A 14,434-nucleotide genomic window follows, 5' to 3' on the forward strand; every position below is an offset into this window, starting at 1 on the left:
TCAGACCAGCTACGGATCGTCGCCTTGGTAAGCCATTACCCCACCAACAAGCTAATCCGACGCAGGCTCATCCAGTAGCGAGAGCCGAAGCCCTCTTTCCTCCGCAGAGATTATTCGGTATTAATCCGGATTTCTCCGGGCTATCCCCAACTACCGGGCAGATTCCTACGCGTTACTCACCCGTCCGCCGCTCGACGCCTCCTAGCAAGCTAGGATCGTTTCCGCTCGACTTGCATGTGTTAGGCCTGCCGCCAGCGTTCAATCTGAGCCATGATCAAACTCTTCAGTTCAAAATATGACACCTGCCGAAGCAGACGCCTTTATCTTGGCTCGTTCGCAAGCGAACCCGACAAAAGCCGGATTCACGCCTCTCAGAATTTCTGACAGGTCACTTGTCGATCGAGAATGCCCAGCAAGCTGAGCTTCTATTTGTCGACCCACAAGCGCCCACACGAATTACTTCTGACAATGTTAAAGATCTCGGAGCCGGCTGCTGTTGGCTGCTCCGTTCAACGTGGAGCGTATCTTAATGATTTGCGCCGCGTTGTCAACCGTTTTCTGAGCTTTTTTCTTTTTAAAACAATCACTTACGTGCGCTTTAAAAAGTGCTTTCGAGGTGGGTGCAACACCCGCTTCAAAAGCCGCCCGAATCCGGCGTCCTCGCCGCCGTTGGCTGCGAGGGAGGCGTATAATAGTCTTTTTCTTTCGCCGGTCAAGGGCTGGATCGGAAAAAGTTGACGGGAATGTGACTGAGCGGTGTTTGGGGAGGGGCTGTGGCGGGGTAAGGGTGTTGGATTACGGCCTTCGGCCTACCGAAGCCGGGGTGCCGGACCAGACGGACCGATCCAACCTACTGGTCCGGCCGACCAAGGAAGCTATGCATGGGTCGGACTAGCCCGGAAGGCGTAATCCGACATCTTTACTCGGCATGGTTTACGGTGGGCGGTGCCCACCCTACGTCGAATAGCGGTGGGCACCGGGGTCAGGCCAGGGTGACCTTGGCGATCTTCTTCTTGCCGGCCTGGATCAGGTAGTGGCCGGGGCCGAGCTTGAGGGTGGCTTCGACCGATTCCCAATCGACCTTGACCCGGCCGTTCTTCAACATGTCCCGGGTCTGGGCGGCATTGGCGGCCAGGCCGGAGCGGTTGACGATGGCGGAGATCGGCAGTTCGTCCTGCCCTTCGAGCTCGATGGTCACTTCCGGCGTGTCTTCCGGCACTTCGCCTTCGCGGATGACATTGCCTGCGCCTTTATGGGCATTGCTGGCGGCTTCTTCGCCGTGGAAGCGGGCGACCAGTTCGCGCGCGAGCTCCATCTTGATGTCTCGCGGGTTGGCGCCGTCCTCGACCTGGCGCTTGAGCGCGTCGATCTCTTCCAGGGTCTTGAACGACAGCAACTCGTAGTACCGCCACATCAGGGCATCGGGAATGGAGACGATCTTCTGGAACATGACGCCCGGCGACTCGGTGATGCCGACATAGTTGCCCAGCGACTTGGACATTTTCTTCTCGCCGTCCAGACCTTCCAGCAACGGGGTCATGATCACGACCTGGGGATCCTGACCTTCATGCTTTTGCAGCTCGCGCCCGACCAGCAGATTGAACTTCTGATCGGTGCCGCCCAGTTCGACGTCGGCTTCCAGAGCCACCGAGTCGTACCCCTGCACCAGCGGATAGAGGAACTCGTGGATCGCAATGGGCTGATTGGACTTGTAGCGCTTCTTGAAATCATCCCGTTCGAGCATGCGGGCTACACTGTGCTGGGCCGCTAGCTTGATCATGCCGGCGGCGCCGACCTTCTCGAACCACTCGGAGTTGAACCGCACCTCGGTCTTCTCGGGATCGAGGATCTTGAAGACCTGTTCTTTATAGGTTTCGGCATTCGCGGCGATCTGCTCCGGGGTCAACGGTGGACGGGTCGCGTTCTTGCCGGACGGGTCGCCGATCAGGCCGGTAAAATCACCAATCAAAAAAATGACGGTGTGTCCGCGCTCCTGAAACTGGCGCATCTTGTTCAACAAAACTGTATGGCCGAGATGAAGATCCGGCGCGGTCGGGTCGAAACCGGCCTTGATCCGCAGGGGACGGCCGCTTTCCAGCTTTTCTACCAGTTCCTCTTCGAGCAGGATCTCTTCGGTACCGCGTCGAATTTCTGCCAGTGTCTGCTCCAGGGACATGGAGGCTCCTCAAAATAATTTACATATATACAGAAGACGGATTATATCAGTTTGTGATATCAGTTAGCACATGGTGGCACTGTTGCTAATATAATGCCTTAACTTTTCCAGCCAACCGACTGTTTTATCATGACTAATAATCTGTTCGACCGCATCCAGCAGTTCCCTCGGTGGCATGCCGTCGGCGTTGCCATCCTGACGTCTATCATGTTGACTGTGGCGCTGTGGCCGGCGCCCAGCCAATCCGTCATTGTCGAGATACCGGCCAAATTGGAGTTTTCGACACCATCGCCAACCTCCGCCGCATCAGAATCAACCCAACCCGACGCCCCTCAGTTACGCACCGCTGAAGTCGAGGTGCGCCCGGGTGACACCCTGTCCACCTTGTTCGAACGGGCCGACGCGGGCGTCAGCGTACTCTATCGCATGCTGGCGGACGAGAAGATCAGCACGCCTCTCGAGCGCATCTATCCCGGCCAGTCGTTCACCTTCACCTTCAATGAAGACGACAGCCTGAAAGAAGTCACCTTCAGTGAATCCATTCTGGTGAATCATCGCATTTCGGTGGAGGAAGAGGGGTTCAGCATCCAGGAAGTCGTCCATGAGCCGGAAATCCACACCCGCTACACCGAAGGCACCATCGACTCTTCCCTCTACCTGGCCGGTAAGGATGCGGGGCTGAGCGACAGTATGATCATGCAACTGGCCACCCTGTTTGGCTGGGACATCGACTTTGTCATGGATATTCGTGCCGGCGACACCTTTTCGTTGATCTACGAAGAGCACTTCCTCGACGGCAAGAAACTGGAAGACGGGCCGATTCTCGCCGCATCCTTCAAAACCCAGGGACGTGAGGTAACGGCCATCCGCTACACCGACGCCAGCGGCCGGACCGACTATTACGCACCGGATGGCGCTTCCATCCGCAAGGCGTTCCTGCGTACGCCGATGGATGTATTCCGGGTATCGTCACGCTTCGATCCGAACCGCCGTCATCCGGTCCTGAACACCATTCGCGCCCACAAGGGGACGGATTACGCGGCACCAACCGGGACACCGATCAAGGCCACAGGCGAAGGCAAGGTCATCCACGCCGGTCGCAAGGGCGGTTACGGCAACGTGGTCATCCTGCAACACGGTGGCGGCATTCGCACCCTGTACGCGCACATGAGCAAGTTTTCGAAGTACTCCCGCGTCGGCAATCGCGTCAAACAAGGCCAGATCATTGGCTATGTCGGTGCGACCGGCATGGTGACCGGCCCCCACCTTCACTATGAATTCCTGGTCAATGGCGTGCATCGCAACCCGCAGACAGTGCCTCTGCCGACAGCACAGCCCCTGGAAAACCAGTATCTGCCGGACTTCAAGGAATTTGCCGCCAACATGGTCGGCCAGTTGCAGGTTTTCGACGAAGCCTACGCCAATTCCGACCAGGAATAAGCGCCACACCGCGGGGCCCGATCGGGCTCCGGTTCTCCTCTTTAAGCATGGAATAGCGCTCGATCAGAAGTGATCGTAGCCGCGTTCGATCAGTTCGCGCTCAGCGGCGGGCCCATAGGGCACGGTATTGACGAAGGGCGGCAACTGCTCCCGCTCGACGCCATTGTCCCGCATCCAGGTTTCGCACACCTGCACGTCGATGACGTTGAACGCGTCCAGCCGGGCGGCCAGATCCACGAGTTCGCGATAGGCGGAGTAATTGCCCTTCAGGAAGGCTTCGGTTTCGTCCCCGTGCAGGATCAGGGCGATCGGCTGCTGGCTGCTGTATTGCTCTTCGGCTTCAAGCAGGGCTTCGGCCCGGGACAGGATGGAAGAGAGTTCTTCGGCGGTGTGGGCTTCGATGTGAGCGACCAGGCCGGAATCGGCCGGTTCGTCCAGCCGTACGGTTTCGGCGTTGCTCCAGGTACAGACGGCCGCCACCAGCGCGGCGGCCAGACGGCGCTTAAACGGAGAACGAGGAGCCACAGCCACAGGTCGTTTCCGCAGCCGGGTTCTCGATGGTGAAACGGCTGCCATCCAACCCTTCGGTGTAGTTGACGGTCGAACCGGCCAGGTATTGAACACTGAGCGAATCGACCAGAAAGCGGGTGCCGGCCTGCTCGACGACCGTGTCGTCGTCGGCGATCTCGTCATCGAAGGTGAAGCCATACTGAAACCCGGCACAGCCTCCGCCGGTGACGAAGACGCGCAACATCAAGCGGTCGTTGCCTTCCTCCTCCACCAGTTGACGGACTTTGTCGGCCGCCGCCTCGGTTACAATCAAGGCATCGGTCATGGCTACGGTTTCTGTCATGTTCACGTCTCGGGGGTTGCCGGAATGGATCGAGGATGGTTTCCGGGAAACCACCCTCTGTGACCCGTTATGATCGGGCCTGTCGACCGGATTTTCAATGGTCGGTCACTGACTGGGTTTGGCTTCGACCGGAGTGTCGGCCTTGGCATCGGCCAATGGCTTGGATTCGGCGGTTTCGGGCTTGTCGAGCTTGGCCTTCTTGCCTTTCTCCGCCGCCACATACAGCAGCTTGCCGTTCACCTTCGCGCCCATGACCATTTCCATCATCACGTAGTGAACATTGCCGTTGATCACGGCCTTCTTGTCCAGCTCGAGGTGGTCGGACGAGTAGACGTCGCCCTTGACCTCGCCGTTGATGACGATGCGGGGCGCGCGGATCTCCCCTTCGACCATGCCTTTTTCACTGACCCGGACGACACTGCCGCTGTCCGGATCGGCCAGGATGTTGCCCTTGATACGGCCGTCGACGTTCAAACCGCCGGATACCCGGACGTCCCCACTGACTTCTGTTTTCGCCGAAATGACGGTCTCGTTATTAGCCACTTTGCTGCTACTGCCCCACATTGGTCCCATTCTCCAGATCCGACCAGTCGTAGGCAGCCTCCACACGGGCCGAGCGTTCTCCCACGGCCTGGGCGACTACCTGTATCTGATCGGGTACAAAGCCGTCGGGCAACACCAGGTCGCCCTTGATATCTTGAAAATAGCGATAGCGGAATTTGATATCCACATCGTCAATGTCATCCGAGACGTCTTTCAGCGGCAGGGCGACTCGTTCGCCCGCCTGACTGCCAACGATGTTCACGCCGACAAAACCTTGTAGATACTGATCGTTGTTGCCAGCCTGCGTCAGCATCAACGTATAGCGATAGCGGTCTTCGGAGCTGGTCGGCTCCAGAGTCACTTCCTGGACCCGCAACCCCTCATCCCCGGTCGAGGGTGACATAATGCCCTGGTACAGCGCCACCTCTTCTTCCAGCCGCGCGACCTGATCGGTCAGATCGCGAATCACCTGGCGCGAACTCTCATTGGACTGCCGGTCCACCAGCGAGCCTCGCTCCAGTGTAGCAACCTTCATGCGCAGCGCTTCCTGCTGCTTTTCGGCCTCCGCCAGGGCGGACTGCAACGCTCGCCGTTCCGTCACCCAGGATTGCTGAGCAGAAAACCCGGACTGCAGACCATACCGATAGGCGCCGTAAACCGCCAGTACCAGGATCACAATTCCGGCAAACAACAGACCCCAGCGACGCCAGGGACGGTGGGGAACCACCGCCATCGGATAGACCTTTGTTACCTTGACTCTCGCCATCCTACTCTCGCCAACAAGACACCCCGGCCAGAACTGCTGGAGGCCCCGGGGTACACCCCGTCGATTCAATGCATAAGCGCCCTATGATAAGGTCGCCTGCAATTCAGTGACAAGCACACTTCCTCATGCCCGAATTCGGCTTTTCCCGCTGGCGAACCTGGCTCAAGCAATCCGACGGTCTGTTTACGCTGGTTCTGCTCGGCGTTGTGACCGGGATCGCCACCAGTGCGGTGATGGCGCTGTTTCTCAGTACGCTGGACGCGGTGCTGCACCTGCTGAACGGGGAATCGCTCGAAGACTTCGAGTCGTTATCGGCCGCGATGCGGTTCGCCTTACCGGTTGTCGGCAGCCTGCTGCTGATCCTGCTGTTCCGGTTCACGCCCAATCATGTCCAGACCGTCGGTGTGGCCCATGTGCTGGACCGGCTGCGCCGCGGTCGCGGCCGGCTGCCGGCGGGCAACGCCATTTTTCAGTTTGTCGCGGCGCTGATCGCCTTGGGTTCCGGCCACAGTGTCGGCAAGGAAGGACCGGCCGTACACATCGGCGCCGGCATCGCCAATCAACTGGGCCAGGCCACCCACCGGGTACCCAGTCAGTTGCGCCTGCTCACCGGTTGCGGCACGGCGGCGGCGATTTCATCCGCCTTCGATACGCCGCTGGCCGGCGTGCTTTTCGCCATGGAAGTGGTGCTGATGGAATACAGTCTGCTCGGTTTCACGCCGATCATCGCCTCGGCGGTCACGGCGGCCGTGACCACCCGCTGGTTCATGGGCGAACACCCGGCTTTTGTGACCGATCCGTTCAGCGTCGGCGGCCTGGCCGACCTGCCGGCACTGCTGCTGACCGGTTTGATGATCGGCTTGTTCGCCGTGGTTTTCCACCGACTGGTGCGCACCTTTCTGCGCATGCGGGTTCACGCCCGAGCCTTGCGCCTGCTGCTGGCGGGTGTGATCGCCGGCGCTTTGGCCCTGGTGGTTCCCCAGATCCTGGGCTCCGGTTTCGATACGGTGAACGCCGCCCTGGCCAATGAACTGGGCTGGACCGCCTTGCTGGTGATCCTGGTCGCCAAGATCGTAGCGACGGCCGCCGCCATCGGCCTCGGGGTCCCGGCCGGGCTGATCGGCCCGACTCTGGTCATGGGCGCCTGTGCCGGCGGTGTCATCGGCGCCCTGATGCCCGGCGCGGCCGACCCGGCCTTCTATGCGCTGTTGGGCATGGCCGCGATGATGAGTGCCGTTCTGCACGCACCGCTGGCGGCTCTGGCGGCGGTTTTGGAGCTGTCCCTGAACGCCCATGCCATGTTCCCGGCGATGGTGGTGGTGCTCGGCGCCAACCTGGTGTGTCAGCACGCCTTCAAGCAACCGTCGCTGTTCCGGGCGCTGCTGGAAGCCCAGGGTCTGACCATCGAGACCCATCCGGTACGCATCGCGCTGTCACAGCGTTTCCTCAGCGAACTGGCGTCGAGCCAATTCGACCGACTCGACCTGACGCTGGACGAGGACCGCATCGGCAAGGTGCTGAAGGGGCCGTATCGCTGGGTCATGATCCAGATCGAGAACGACAGCTATCTGCTGTCCAAGCCGGTGCTCAACGAATTCTACGTCGACTGGGTGCAGCTGAACGCGGACACCCGCCGCCCGTTGGGCGACGCCCTGAGACAGGCTGTCCCGCCCTACAGCCGACTGGTTCAGCTGGACGGCGACATCACCCTGTTGGGCGCGGTCAAACTGCTCAAGCGTGAAGACACGGCCGGGTTCATGCTGCCCCTGGACGATGACCGGGTCGGCCTGGTGACCCGGGGACAACTGGTTTCCGTACTGACCTCCGAAGGAGACATTCACTGATGCTCTACCTCTGGCTGAAAGCCTTCCACATCTTTTTCGTCGTTGCCTGGTTCGCGGGCGTGTTCTATCTGCCGCGTCTGTTCGTGCACCACGCGATGTCCGACGATCGCGCCACACGGGAGCGGCTGTGCATCATGGAAGGCAAGCTGTACCGCTTCATCACCCCGATCATGGTGCTGGCGTTGTTTTTTGGCCTGGCGCTGCTGATCACACCGGCCGGTCGCGGCTGGTTCACCATGGGGTGGCTGCATGTGAAACTGCTGCTGGTGGCGGGTCTGGTGGTCTACCACTTCTGGTGCGGGCGGCTGTTGAGAGGCTTTGAGCAGGGCCACAACCCCCATCCGCACACCTGGTTTCGCTGGTTCAACGAAATGCCGGTGCTGGTGTTGTTGGCCATCGTGCTGCTGGTGGTGCTGAAACCGTTCTGAGGCAGGAGCGGACGCTCGAAAAAAGGGCTAACGGCCACGCGGGCCGTTAGCCAATGACTACCTATCAACTAGACAATCCCCAGATAAATCTTATCCAAGGATTCGGGCAGTCTAGTCACTTCCAGCGCGCGAGAGAAGACCCCGGCCGGTTGAAATTCTCCCGGTTGGAGCGCCCAAGTCAGGATTCCACCGCCCCCAGACTGAGCTCGCGCCCTTTACTGATCGCTTCTTTGCGGTTAGTAACCGCTAACTTCTTATACAGATTGTTAATGTGTGTCTTGACCGTGCTGACGGCGATGAACATGGTTTGGGCGATTTCATCGTTGCTCTTGCCATCCATGATGTAGCGCAGTACCCGCCACTCCTTCTTCGAAATGCCCAGCGCCATCAAGCCGTCCGGCACTTCGTCCTCGCCCCGCTTGGCGGTGGTGTTGCGTTGCTTGTAGAGAATCAGCAACTGCTCCACGCAGCGAGCTTCGTCCTCCGTCAGGGCGTCCGGGTCCAGCGCCTCGAACACCGGCATGATCCACTGGCGCAGATAGAGGATGCTGGCGACGATGGTGTGTTCGACAATGTCCGGCAACAGACGCTTCAATTCCGTCAGAGCGGCCTCGCGTTGCTGCTGCTGTTCCAGGATGGTCACCCGCAACAGGCCCAGGCGAATGCGCTCCAGTTTGAACGCGTCGTCGGACAGGGTGTTCAGGGTGTCGAGCACCGCGTCCAATCGTTCCAGTGCCTGGTCGTAGCGATCCAGCGCACAGAGGCCGTAGAGCCGGGAGCGCAACAGCACAACATCGGCGATGCTGTAACAGTCGCGAACGTCGGCGGTGGCCTTGAGCCAGGTGTCGATTTTCTTCACTTCGCCGGATTGCCACCAGTAGAGCAACTGCACCTCGATCGAATAGGGCATCAGCTGCTCGCTGACGGCCTCGCGCGTCAGGATGCTTTCGTGTTGCTGGGCCAACTCCCGGGCCGTGGTCGGCTTGCCCTTGAGCAATTCCATCTTCAATAACCAGCCGAACAGATGCTGCGTCCAGAATTCGTCCCAGTTCTGGCAGACCAGGCCGACTTCGTTGATCAGCAGGCGGGCCTCCCGCAGATGATAGGATTCCAGCGCCAGATCGGCCTGGCACAGCAGGGAGAAACAGGCGTTGAAGCCGTAGTTGACGCCGTGTTCCCGGCTGTAATCCATCACTTCCCGCGACAGGGCGATGGCCCGGTCGAAGCGACAGCGCTGGCGCCAGATCTGCGCCTGCTGATTAAGACTCCACAACACGGCATCGTGATTGGCTTCCTGACGGCTCAGCAGCTCGCTTTCCTCGTAAATTTCCAGCGCGCGGTCCAGGTCGCGCTGCTCGAATTTGACGTTGGCGTAGGTCAGCAAGGCGCTCTGGCGCCGGGTATTGTCGGCCGGAAACAGTTCCAGGGCATGCTGGGAGGCGCGCTCGGCTTCCTCGAACCGGCTCAGCGAGTAATACGCCTGGGAGCGGACCGTTTCGAATTCGGCTTCGAGCAGACGGGCCCCCTCGCTGGTTTCGAGCAATGGCCAGGCTTTCTCCAGACAGGGGTCGACCTTGCGCGCATCGCCGAAGATGGCCTCGACCCAGCAATACACGAGAACCAGTTGCGGGGCGCTGGCGATGATGTCCATGGACAATTCGGCGAGACAGCGCTGAACCAGCTCGTAATGCGCCTTGTGAATCAGGTCTTCGCCGTAAATCCGCAGGATTTTGATGATCTGTTCCTGGTCGCGGGACTTCACCGCGTGATCGACCGCGCCGACGATGTACCCCAGATCCAGAAAGGCCTGGCTGGCCTGGTAGTGCAGCTGGCGGATATCGCCGCCGGTCATTGTCATCAGCTTGTGCTGCAGGAACTCGCGCAGCAGGTGGTGGTAGCGAAACCACTGCTGGGGTTCGTTGAACTGAATGATGAACAGGTGCTGTCGCTGCAGGAATTCCAGGACTTCGTGAACGTTGATGTCTTCGGTCAGCGCCCGGGCGATGTCGGCGTTGAAGCGTTTGACGATGCTGGTGTTGAGCATGAAATGCTGGACGTCCGCCGGCAGGGCGTCGAACACCTCGGAGTCGAAATAGTCGATGGCGTTCAGGTTCTTCTGGTCCAGCCGGGCCTTGAGTTCGTCGAAAGACGGCTTGGATTTGAGCCCGAGCACGATCAACTGCAATCCCACGGCCCAGCCTTCGACATGATCGAGCAGTTGCTGGACGTCCTGATCGTCCAACTGGTAGCCGCCGAGGCGCTGGAAGAAGCTCTGGGCTTCCTTGACGGTGAAACCCAGCAGTTCGGTCTGCATGTCCGCCACCAGCCCCTGCAGGCGCAGCGACATGATGCTGGCCGGCGGGTCGGACCGGGTGGTGAGGACCAGGGTGATGTGCGGGGGCAGGTGTTTGGCGAGGTATGCCAGCGCCGAGTGCACTTCTTCACTGTCGACGACGTGGTAGTCGTCGAGCACCAGAATCAAACGCTTGTGGATGCGGTCGAGCTCGAACAGCAGTTGGCCGAACAGGGATTTGAGCTGGGTGTTGCGATCGTGGACGCCGGCGTGGCACAGCTGTTCGCTGAGCGGCAGTTGCTTGGCGATGGCCGAGATGAAGTAGGCGGCGAAGGTGTAGGGGTCGGAATCTTCGGGGTCGAGCGAGAGCCAGGCGAGCCGGGCTTCGGGTTCGTCGTCCTTGAGGGCGGCGAAGCCATGCAGCGCAGCGGTGGTTTTACCGAAGCCGGCCGGGGCGCACAGGACCACCACGGGGAGTTTGCAGGCGTCGACGAAGACCTGTTCGACGCGGGGGCGGTGGATGGCGTTGGGCGGGAGGTAGGGCACCGATAGCTTCGAGGGCACCAGGAACTGCTGCGGGACCGACTCGGTCATCTGCGTTTACCGTTCATTTTGTGGTCGTTGCGCAATCATACCCAGCCGGGGGTTGGGCTATCAAATTACAGAGCCCAAATAAGCGATTGTGGCAAAGGTCCGCATCCGGGGGTGGGGCAGGCCTCTCCAGGGTCGCCGTAAACCCATCCATGGGGGCTAGACGGCAGCCATCCTGGCTGCCGACTTCCCTGGAGAGGCCTACTCCACCCCCGGACGCTCACTTCGGCGTCAATTTCGTTCAATGCCCTGTGATGGGTTTGCCAGCCTCCCAAGGAATCACGACAATGGACGGCAAATATCCTGTTCAGAAGGCAATCACCATGACCGATCATTTCGCGGATTTGTTCGAACGTGCCCAGAAGACCATTCCCGGCGGTGTGAATTCGCCAGTTCGGGCGTTCAAGGGGGTCGGCGGTACGCCGGTCTTTTTCAAGCGGGCGTCCGGGTCGCGGATGTACGATACCGAGGATAAGGCGTACATCGATTACGTACTGTCCTGGGGGCCGCAGATTCTGGGCCATGGCGATGAGAAAGTGCGCGAGGCGATTCATGCGCAGGTGGATCAGTCGCTGACCTTCGGAGCGCCCTGCGAGCTGGAAATCGAGATGGCGGAGAAGGTGTGTTCTCTGGTGCCGTCGATCGAAAAAGTGCGGATGGTGAATTCCGGCACGGAGGCGACAATGTCGGCGATCCGGCTGGCTCGCGGTTATACCGGCCGGGATATTCTGGTGAAGTTCGAGGGTAACTATCACGGCCATGCCGACAGCCTGCTGGTGAAAGCGGGCTCGGGCATGTTGACGCTGGGTGTGCCGACGTCGCCCGGGGTTCCGGAGAGTGTGGCGAAGCACACGCTGACGCTGGAGTACAACAATCCGGAGGCGGTACGCGAGTGCTTCAAGGAGTACGGGGATCGCATCGCGGCGGTGATCGTGGAGCCGGTGGCGGGAAATATGAATTGCATTCTGCCGGAGCCGGGATTCCTTGAAACGCTGCGCTCGGAGTGCACGGACCACGGTTCGGTGCTGATTTTCGATGAGGTGATGAGCGGGTTCCGGGTGGCGCTGGGAGGCGCTCAGGAGCTGTTCAACGTGACGCCGGATCTGACCACGCTGGGCAAGGTGATCGGCGGTGGCATGCCGGTCGGTGCCTTCGGTGGCAAGGCGGAAATCATGGATTATCTGGCGCCGGTGGGGCCGGTCTATCAGGCGGGCACGCTGGCCGGTAACCCGGTGGCGATGGCGGCCGGTCTGGCGACGCTGAATCAGATCGATCAGCCCGGTGTCTACCAGCAGTTGAGCGAACGGGCCGGCGCCCTGACCCAGGGGCTGCGCGATCGGGCGGCCAAGGCGGGCATTCCGCTGACGACGAACGGAGCCGGCAGCATGTTCGGTTATTTCTTCAGCGAGGACGAGAAGGTGAGTCGTTTCAGCCAGGTGGCGGCCTGCGATACGGAGCGGTTCAACCGCTTTTTCCACGGCATGCTGGACGAAGGCGTCTATTTCGCGCCGTCGAGCTTCGAGGCGGGCTTCCTGTCGCTGGCGCACACCGAGCAGGACATCGACCTGACGTTGGAGGCGGCCGAGCGGGTGCTTGGGCGTCTGTAACGGTATCCAAGTCGTTGTTTTGTAAGGGATGTACCGATGCGAAGGAAAAATCAGGATGTGCGGAAGCCGTGTGCTCCTGTTTTTCCAAATAGCTGTTGACAGTCATGCGGGCGCTCATTAGTATGCGCGCCTGCTTACCGACGGTGAGCACATCCGGGAATGAATGCCTGGGTGGTGAAATTGGTAGACACGCTAGCTTCAGGTGCTAGTGGGGGCAACCCCGTGGAGGTTCAAATCCTCTCCCAGGCACCAATTTCACCCGGATGCTGCTTTCACACCGCGACCGCTCTGCCTGGGTGGTGAAATTGGTAGACACGCTAGCTTCAGGTGCTAGTGGGGGCAACCCCGTGGAGGTTCAAATCCTCTCCCAGGCACCATTTCCGCCCTCCGGGAATGGCGATAGACTCTCCCCACCAAAGTTTCTCCATTGACTCCTTATCCGTACCGTAGGGCAGAAGAGCCTGAAGGGCGATATCTGCCGTGGGTAGGATAACGAGCCTCAGAGATGACCGGTGCCCTAAATGAAAGCGGCAGATATCGCTTAACGCTCTTCTGCCCTACAAGTTCACACCTTCCTAATCTTCAAAACCTGAAATTAAACGCCAGGGCCGCCCCGCCCTGCATCGGCACCAAGGCGAAATCGCGCCGATCGCTCTTCGGCACCAGCCAGTAATTCACGCCCCAGGCCAGGGCCGCGCCGGCCAATACGTCCGAGACGTAGTGCTTCTCCCCGTATACCCGACTCCAGCCGACGTAGGTCGCACCCAGATAGGCCGGCAAGCCGATATCCCAGCCATAGCGCCGCTGCAAAAAACTCGCCCCGGAAAACGCCGAGGCGGTATGCGCACTCGGGAAACTACGGGTATCCGAGCCGTCCGGTCGTTCGCGATCGACCGTGTATTTGAGCACATAGCTGGCTCCCAGCGTGGTGGCGTAGGAGCCGACCAGGGCTGTCCGTCCTTCGGGGTCGTCCAGGGTGAAGGTGGCGGTCAGGGCAGTCAGCGGCAGGGCGATCTGCAATACATCACCGGCCGTGGTCCATTCATCGGCCGGGGTGGCCGACGCCAGCCCAAGCAGGATGGCCAGCGTCATGGATCTCAACATCATGCGAAGTTTCCTTGAAATGGCATTATTCCGTGCGACCTTTCATGAACCGCTCCCGGTTTTCGGCCTTTTTACTCTCGCTCTTGCGCAACAGGACGTAGAGCGCTCCGACGCCGCCGTGGTGCTTTTGGGCGCTGTGAAAGGCCAGCACCTCGGGCATCTGTTTCAGCCAGGTGTTCACGCAGCTTTTCAGAAAAGCCTTGGGTTCGCCGCGCTCGCCCTTGCCGTGCAGGATCATGGCCGAACGCACGTCGTATTTGAGGCAATCGGCGACAAACCCGAACACTTCGGCCCGGGCCTCGGCCATGGATTTGCGATGCAGGTCGAGCCGGGCGTCGATCGGGTACTGACCGCGCTTGAGTTTGCGGAAGACACCATGGGAGACGCCATCGGTCCGGTATTCCAGAATATCGAGCGGATGCACCAGATCGATGATTTCCTCGGTCAGGTGGTTGTCGTCGCCCTGGCGCACCTGCACCGCCATCTGGCGACGGTGGATCAGCGCCGGCTCCGGAACGGCCGGTTTGGGCGGCTCGACCCGCTCTTTGGTTTTGATCCGTTTCACCCCTTTCATTTCCTGGCGAAACAGATCGAAATCGTCGTCGTGCATGACACCTCAGTGGACCGTTGAATCGGACAGTACGGGATCATTTTCGGTTGATTGAAATCAGGCTGACCCCATTCTATCAGGAAGCCTACCGAGGGGTGTAAAATGCGCCAATGACTCCCCTCGGGAGGGTGTAAAAGTGGGGTAAACTGAAATGCGCCACCAAAAGCCTTGGGACACAC

At 60.1% G+C, this 14,434-nt stretch carries 12 protein-coding genes, 2 tRNA genes and 1 rRNA gene; 6 read left to right on the forward strand and 9 right to left on the reverse strand.

What is annotated here, in order from left to right; translation table 11 throughout:
- Positions 1 to 290 (reverse strand): 16S ribosomal RNA (locus IE111_RS10575); the annotation flags it as partial.
- Positions 291 to 982: 692 nt separating this feature from the next.
- Positions 983 to 2,176: a tyrosine--tRNA ligase gene (gene tyrS / locus IE111_RS10585; protein ID WP_189608536.1), complete on the reverse strand. Its 1,194-nt coding sequence runs from the start codon at positions 2,174 to 2,176 to the stop codon at positions 983 to 985.
- A 129-nt stretch (positions 2,177 to 2,305) separates the two neighbouring features.
- On the opposite strand from tyrS, the gene IE111_RS10590 reads away from it, so the two are divergent.
- On the forward strand, positions 2,306 to 3,616 hold the full coding sequence (locus IE111_RS10590; protein ID WP_189608537.1) for an OapA family protein: 1,311 nt from the start codon (positions 2,306 to 2,308) through the stop codon (positions 3,614 to 3,616).
- Between the two features lie 63 nt (positions 3,617 to 3,679).
- Here the strand turns inward: IE111_RS10590 and IE111_RS10595 are convergent, their stop codons facing one another.
- From IE111_RS10595 to IE111_RS10610, 4 genes are all read right to left on the reverse strand, one after another.
- Complete coding sequence (locus tag IE111_RS10595) at positions 3,680 to 4,141, reverse strand: DsrE family protein (RefSeq protein ID WP_189608538.1); 462 nt, start codon at positions 4,139 to 4,141, stop codon at positions 3,680 to 3,682.
- Positions 4,119 to 4,469, reverse strand: coding sequence for an iron-sulfur cluster insertion protein ErpA (gene erpA / locus IE111_RS10600; RefSeq protein ID WP_189608539.1), 351 nt, complete (start codon positions 4,467 to 4,469; stop codon positions 4,119 to 4,121). Before erpA ends, IE111_RS10595 begins: the two co-directional genes overlap by 23 nt.
- A 105-nt stretch (positions 4,470 to 4,574) precedes the next feature.
- Positions 4,575 to 5,033, reverse strand: a complete 459-nt coding sequence (locus IE111_RS10605) for a bactofilin family protein (protein WP_189608540.1) — start codon at positions 5,031 to 5,033, stop codon at positions 4,575 to 4,577.
- Positions 5,020 to 5,745 (reverse strand): DUF6776 family protein, encoded by a 726-nt coding sequence (locus IE111_RS10610; RefSeq protein WP_189608541.1) that lies wholly within the window; start codon positions 5,743 to 5,745, stop codon positions 5,020 to 5,022. Before IE111_RS10610 ends, IE111_RS10605 begins: the two co-directional genes overlap by 14 nt.
- 158 nt (positions 5,746 to 5,903) lie before the next feature.
- Between IE111_RS10610 and IE111_RS10615 the strand changes: the two genes are divergently transcribed.
- Both IE111_RS10615 and IE111_RS10620 read left to right on the forward strand, forming a co-directional pair.
- Entirely contained in the window at positions 5,904 to 7,622 is a 1,719-nt protein-coding gene (locus IE111_RS10615) for a chloride channel protein (protein WP_189608542.1), read from the forward strand.
- A complete protein-coding gene (locus tag IE111_RS10620) occupies positions 7,622 to 8,050 on the forward strand; it encodes a CopD family protein (protein ID WP_189608543.1) in 429 nt (142 codons plus the stop codon). Before IE111_RS10615 ends, IE111_RS10620 begins: the two co-directional genes overlap by 1 nt.
- A gap of 178 nt (positions 8,051 to 8,228) precedes the next feature.
- On the opposite strand, the gene IE111_RS10625 is transcribed toward IE111_RS10620, so the two are convergent.
- A complete protein-coding gene (locus tag IE111_RS10625; RefSeq protein WP_189608544.1) occupies positions 8,229 to 10,937 on the reverse strand; it encodes a winged helix-turn-helix domain-containing protein in 2,709 nt (902 codons plus the stop codon).
- A gap of 320 nt (positions 10,938 to 11,257) precedes the next feature.
- On the opposite strand from IE111_RS10625, the gene hemL reads away from it, so the two are divergent.
- The 3 genes from hemL to IE111_RS10640 all read left to right on the forward strand — a co-directional run bounded on the left by hemL (position 11,258) and on the right by IE111_RS10640 (position 12,918).
- Entirely contained in the window at positions 11,258 to 12,541 is a 1,284-nt protein-coding gene (gene hemL, locus IE111_RS10630; RefSeq protein ID WP_189608545.1) for a glutamate-1-semialdehyde 2,1-aminomutase, read from the forward strand.
- 165 nt (positions 12,542 to 12,706) lie between these two features.
- Positions 12,707 to 12,793: transfer RNA gene (locus tag IE111_RS10635), tRNA-Leu, on the forward strand.
- A 38-nt stretch (positions 12,794 to 12,831) separates the two neighbouring features.
- Positions 12,832 to 12,918, forward strand: a tRNA-Leu gene (locus IE111_RS10640).
- 205 nt (positions 12,919 to 13,123) lie between these two features.
- Here the strand turns inward: IE111_RS10640 and IE111_RS10645 are convergent.
- Together IE111_RS10645 and smrA are read right to left on the reverse strand one after the other, a co-directional pair.
- Positions 13,124 to 13,648: a phosphatase PAP2 family protein gene (locus IE111_RS10645; RefSeq protein ID WP_189608546.1), complete on the reverse strand. Its 525-nt coding sequence runs from the start codon at positions 13,646 to 13,648 to the stop codon at positions 13,124 to 13,126.
- Positions 13,649 to 13,670: 22 nt separating this feature from the next.
- The gene (gene smrA / locus IE111_RS10650; RefSeq protein ID WP_189608547.1) at positions 13,671 to 14,255 is read right to left on the reverse strand and encodes a DNA endonuclease SmrA; all 585 of its coding nucleotides are present in this window, start codon (positions 14,253 to 14,255) and stop codon (positions 13,671 to 13,673) included.
- Positions 14,256 to 14,434 lie beyond the last annotated feature (179 nt).

It is taken from the genome of Saccharospirillum salsuginis, assembly GCF_014651855.1.
GTDB classification, from domain to species: domain Bacteria; phylum Pseudomonadota; class Gammaproteobacteria; order Pseudomonadales; family Natronospirillaceae; genus Saccharospirillum; species Saccharospirillum salsuginis.

Bases quoted from the DNA above. Each gene is read 5' to 3' on its own strand.
- IE111_RS10625 (WP_189608544.1), bottom strand. From the start codon at position 10,937: ATGACCGAGTCGGTCCCGCAGCAGTTCCTGGTGCCCTCGAAGCTATCG.
- IE111_RS10620 (WP_189608543.1), top strand. From the start codon at position 7,622: ATGCTCTACCTCTGGCTGAAAGCCTTCCACATCTTTTTCGTCGTTGCC.
- smrA (WP_189608547.1), bottom strand. From the start codon at position 14,255: ATGCACGACGACGATTTCGATCTGTTTCGCCAGGAAATGAAAGGGGTG.
- erpA (WP_189608539.1), bottom strand. From the start codon at position 4,469: ATGACAGAAACCGTAGCCATGACCGATGCCTTGATTGTAACCGAGGCG.
- IE111_RS10645 (WP_189608546.1), bottom strand. From the start codon at position 13,648: ATGATGTTGAGATCCATGACGCTGGCCATCCTGCTTGGGCTGGCGTCG.
- tyrS (WP_189608536.1), bottom strand. From the start codon at position 2,176: ATGTCCCTGGAGCAGACACTGGCAGAAATTCGACGCGGTACCGAAGAG.
- hemL (WP_189608545.1), top strand. From the start codon at position 11,258: ATGACCGATCATTTCGCGGATTTGTTCGAACGTGCCCAGAAGACCATT.
- IE111_RS10610 (WP_189608541.1), bottom strand. From the start codon at position 5,745: ATGGCGGTGGTTCCCCACCGTCCCTGGCGTCGCTGGGGTCTGTTGTTT.
- IE111_RS10590 (WP_189608537.1), top strand. From the start codon at position 2,306: ATGACTAATAATCTGTTCGACCGCATCCAGCAGTTCCCTCGGTGGCAT.
- IE111_RS10615 (WP_189608542.1), top strand. From the start codon at position 5,904: ATGCCCGAATTCGGCTTTTCCCGCTGGCGAACCTGGCTCAAGCAATCC.
- IE111_RS10605 (WP_189608540.1), bottom strand. From the start codon at position 5,033: ATGTGGGGCAGTAGCAGCAAAGTGGCTAATAACGAGACCGTCATTTCG.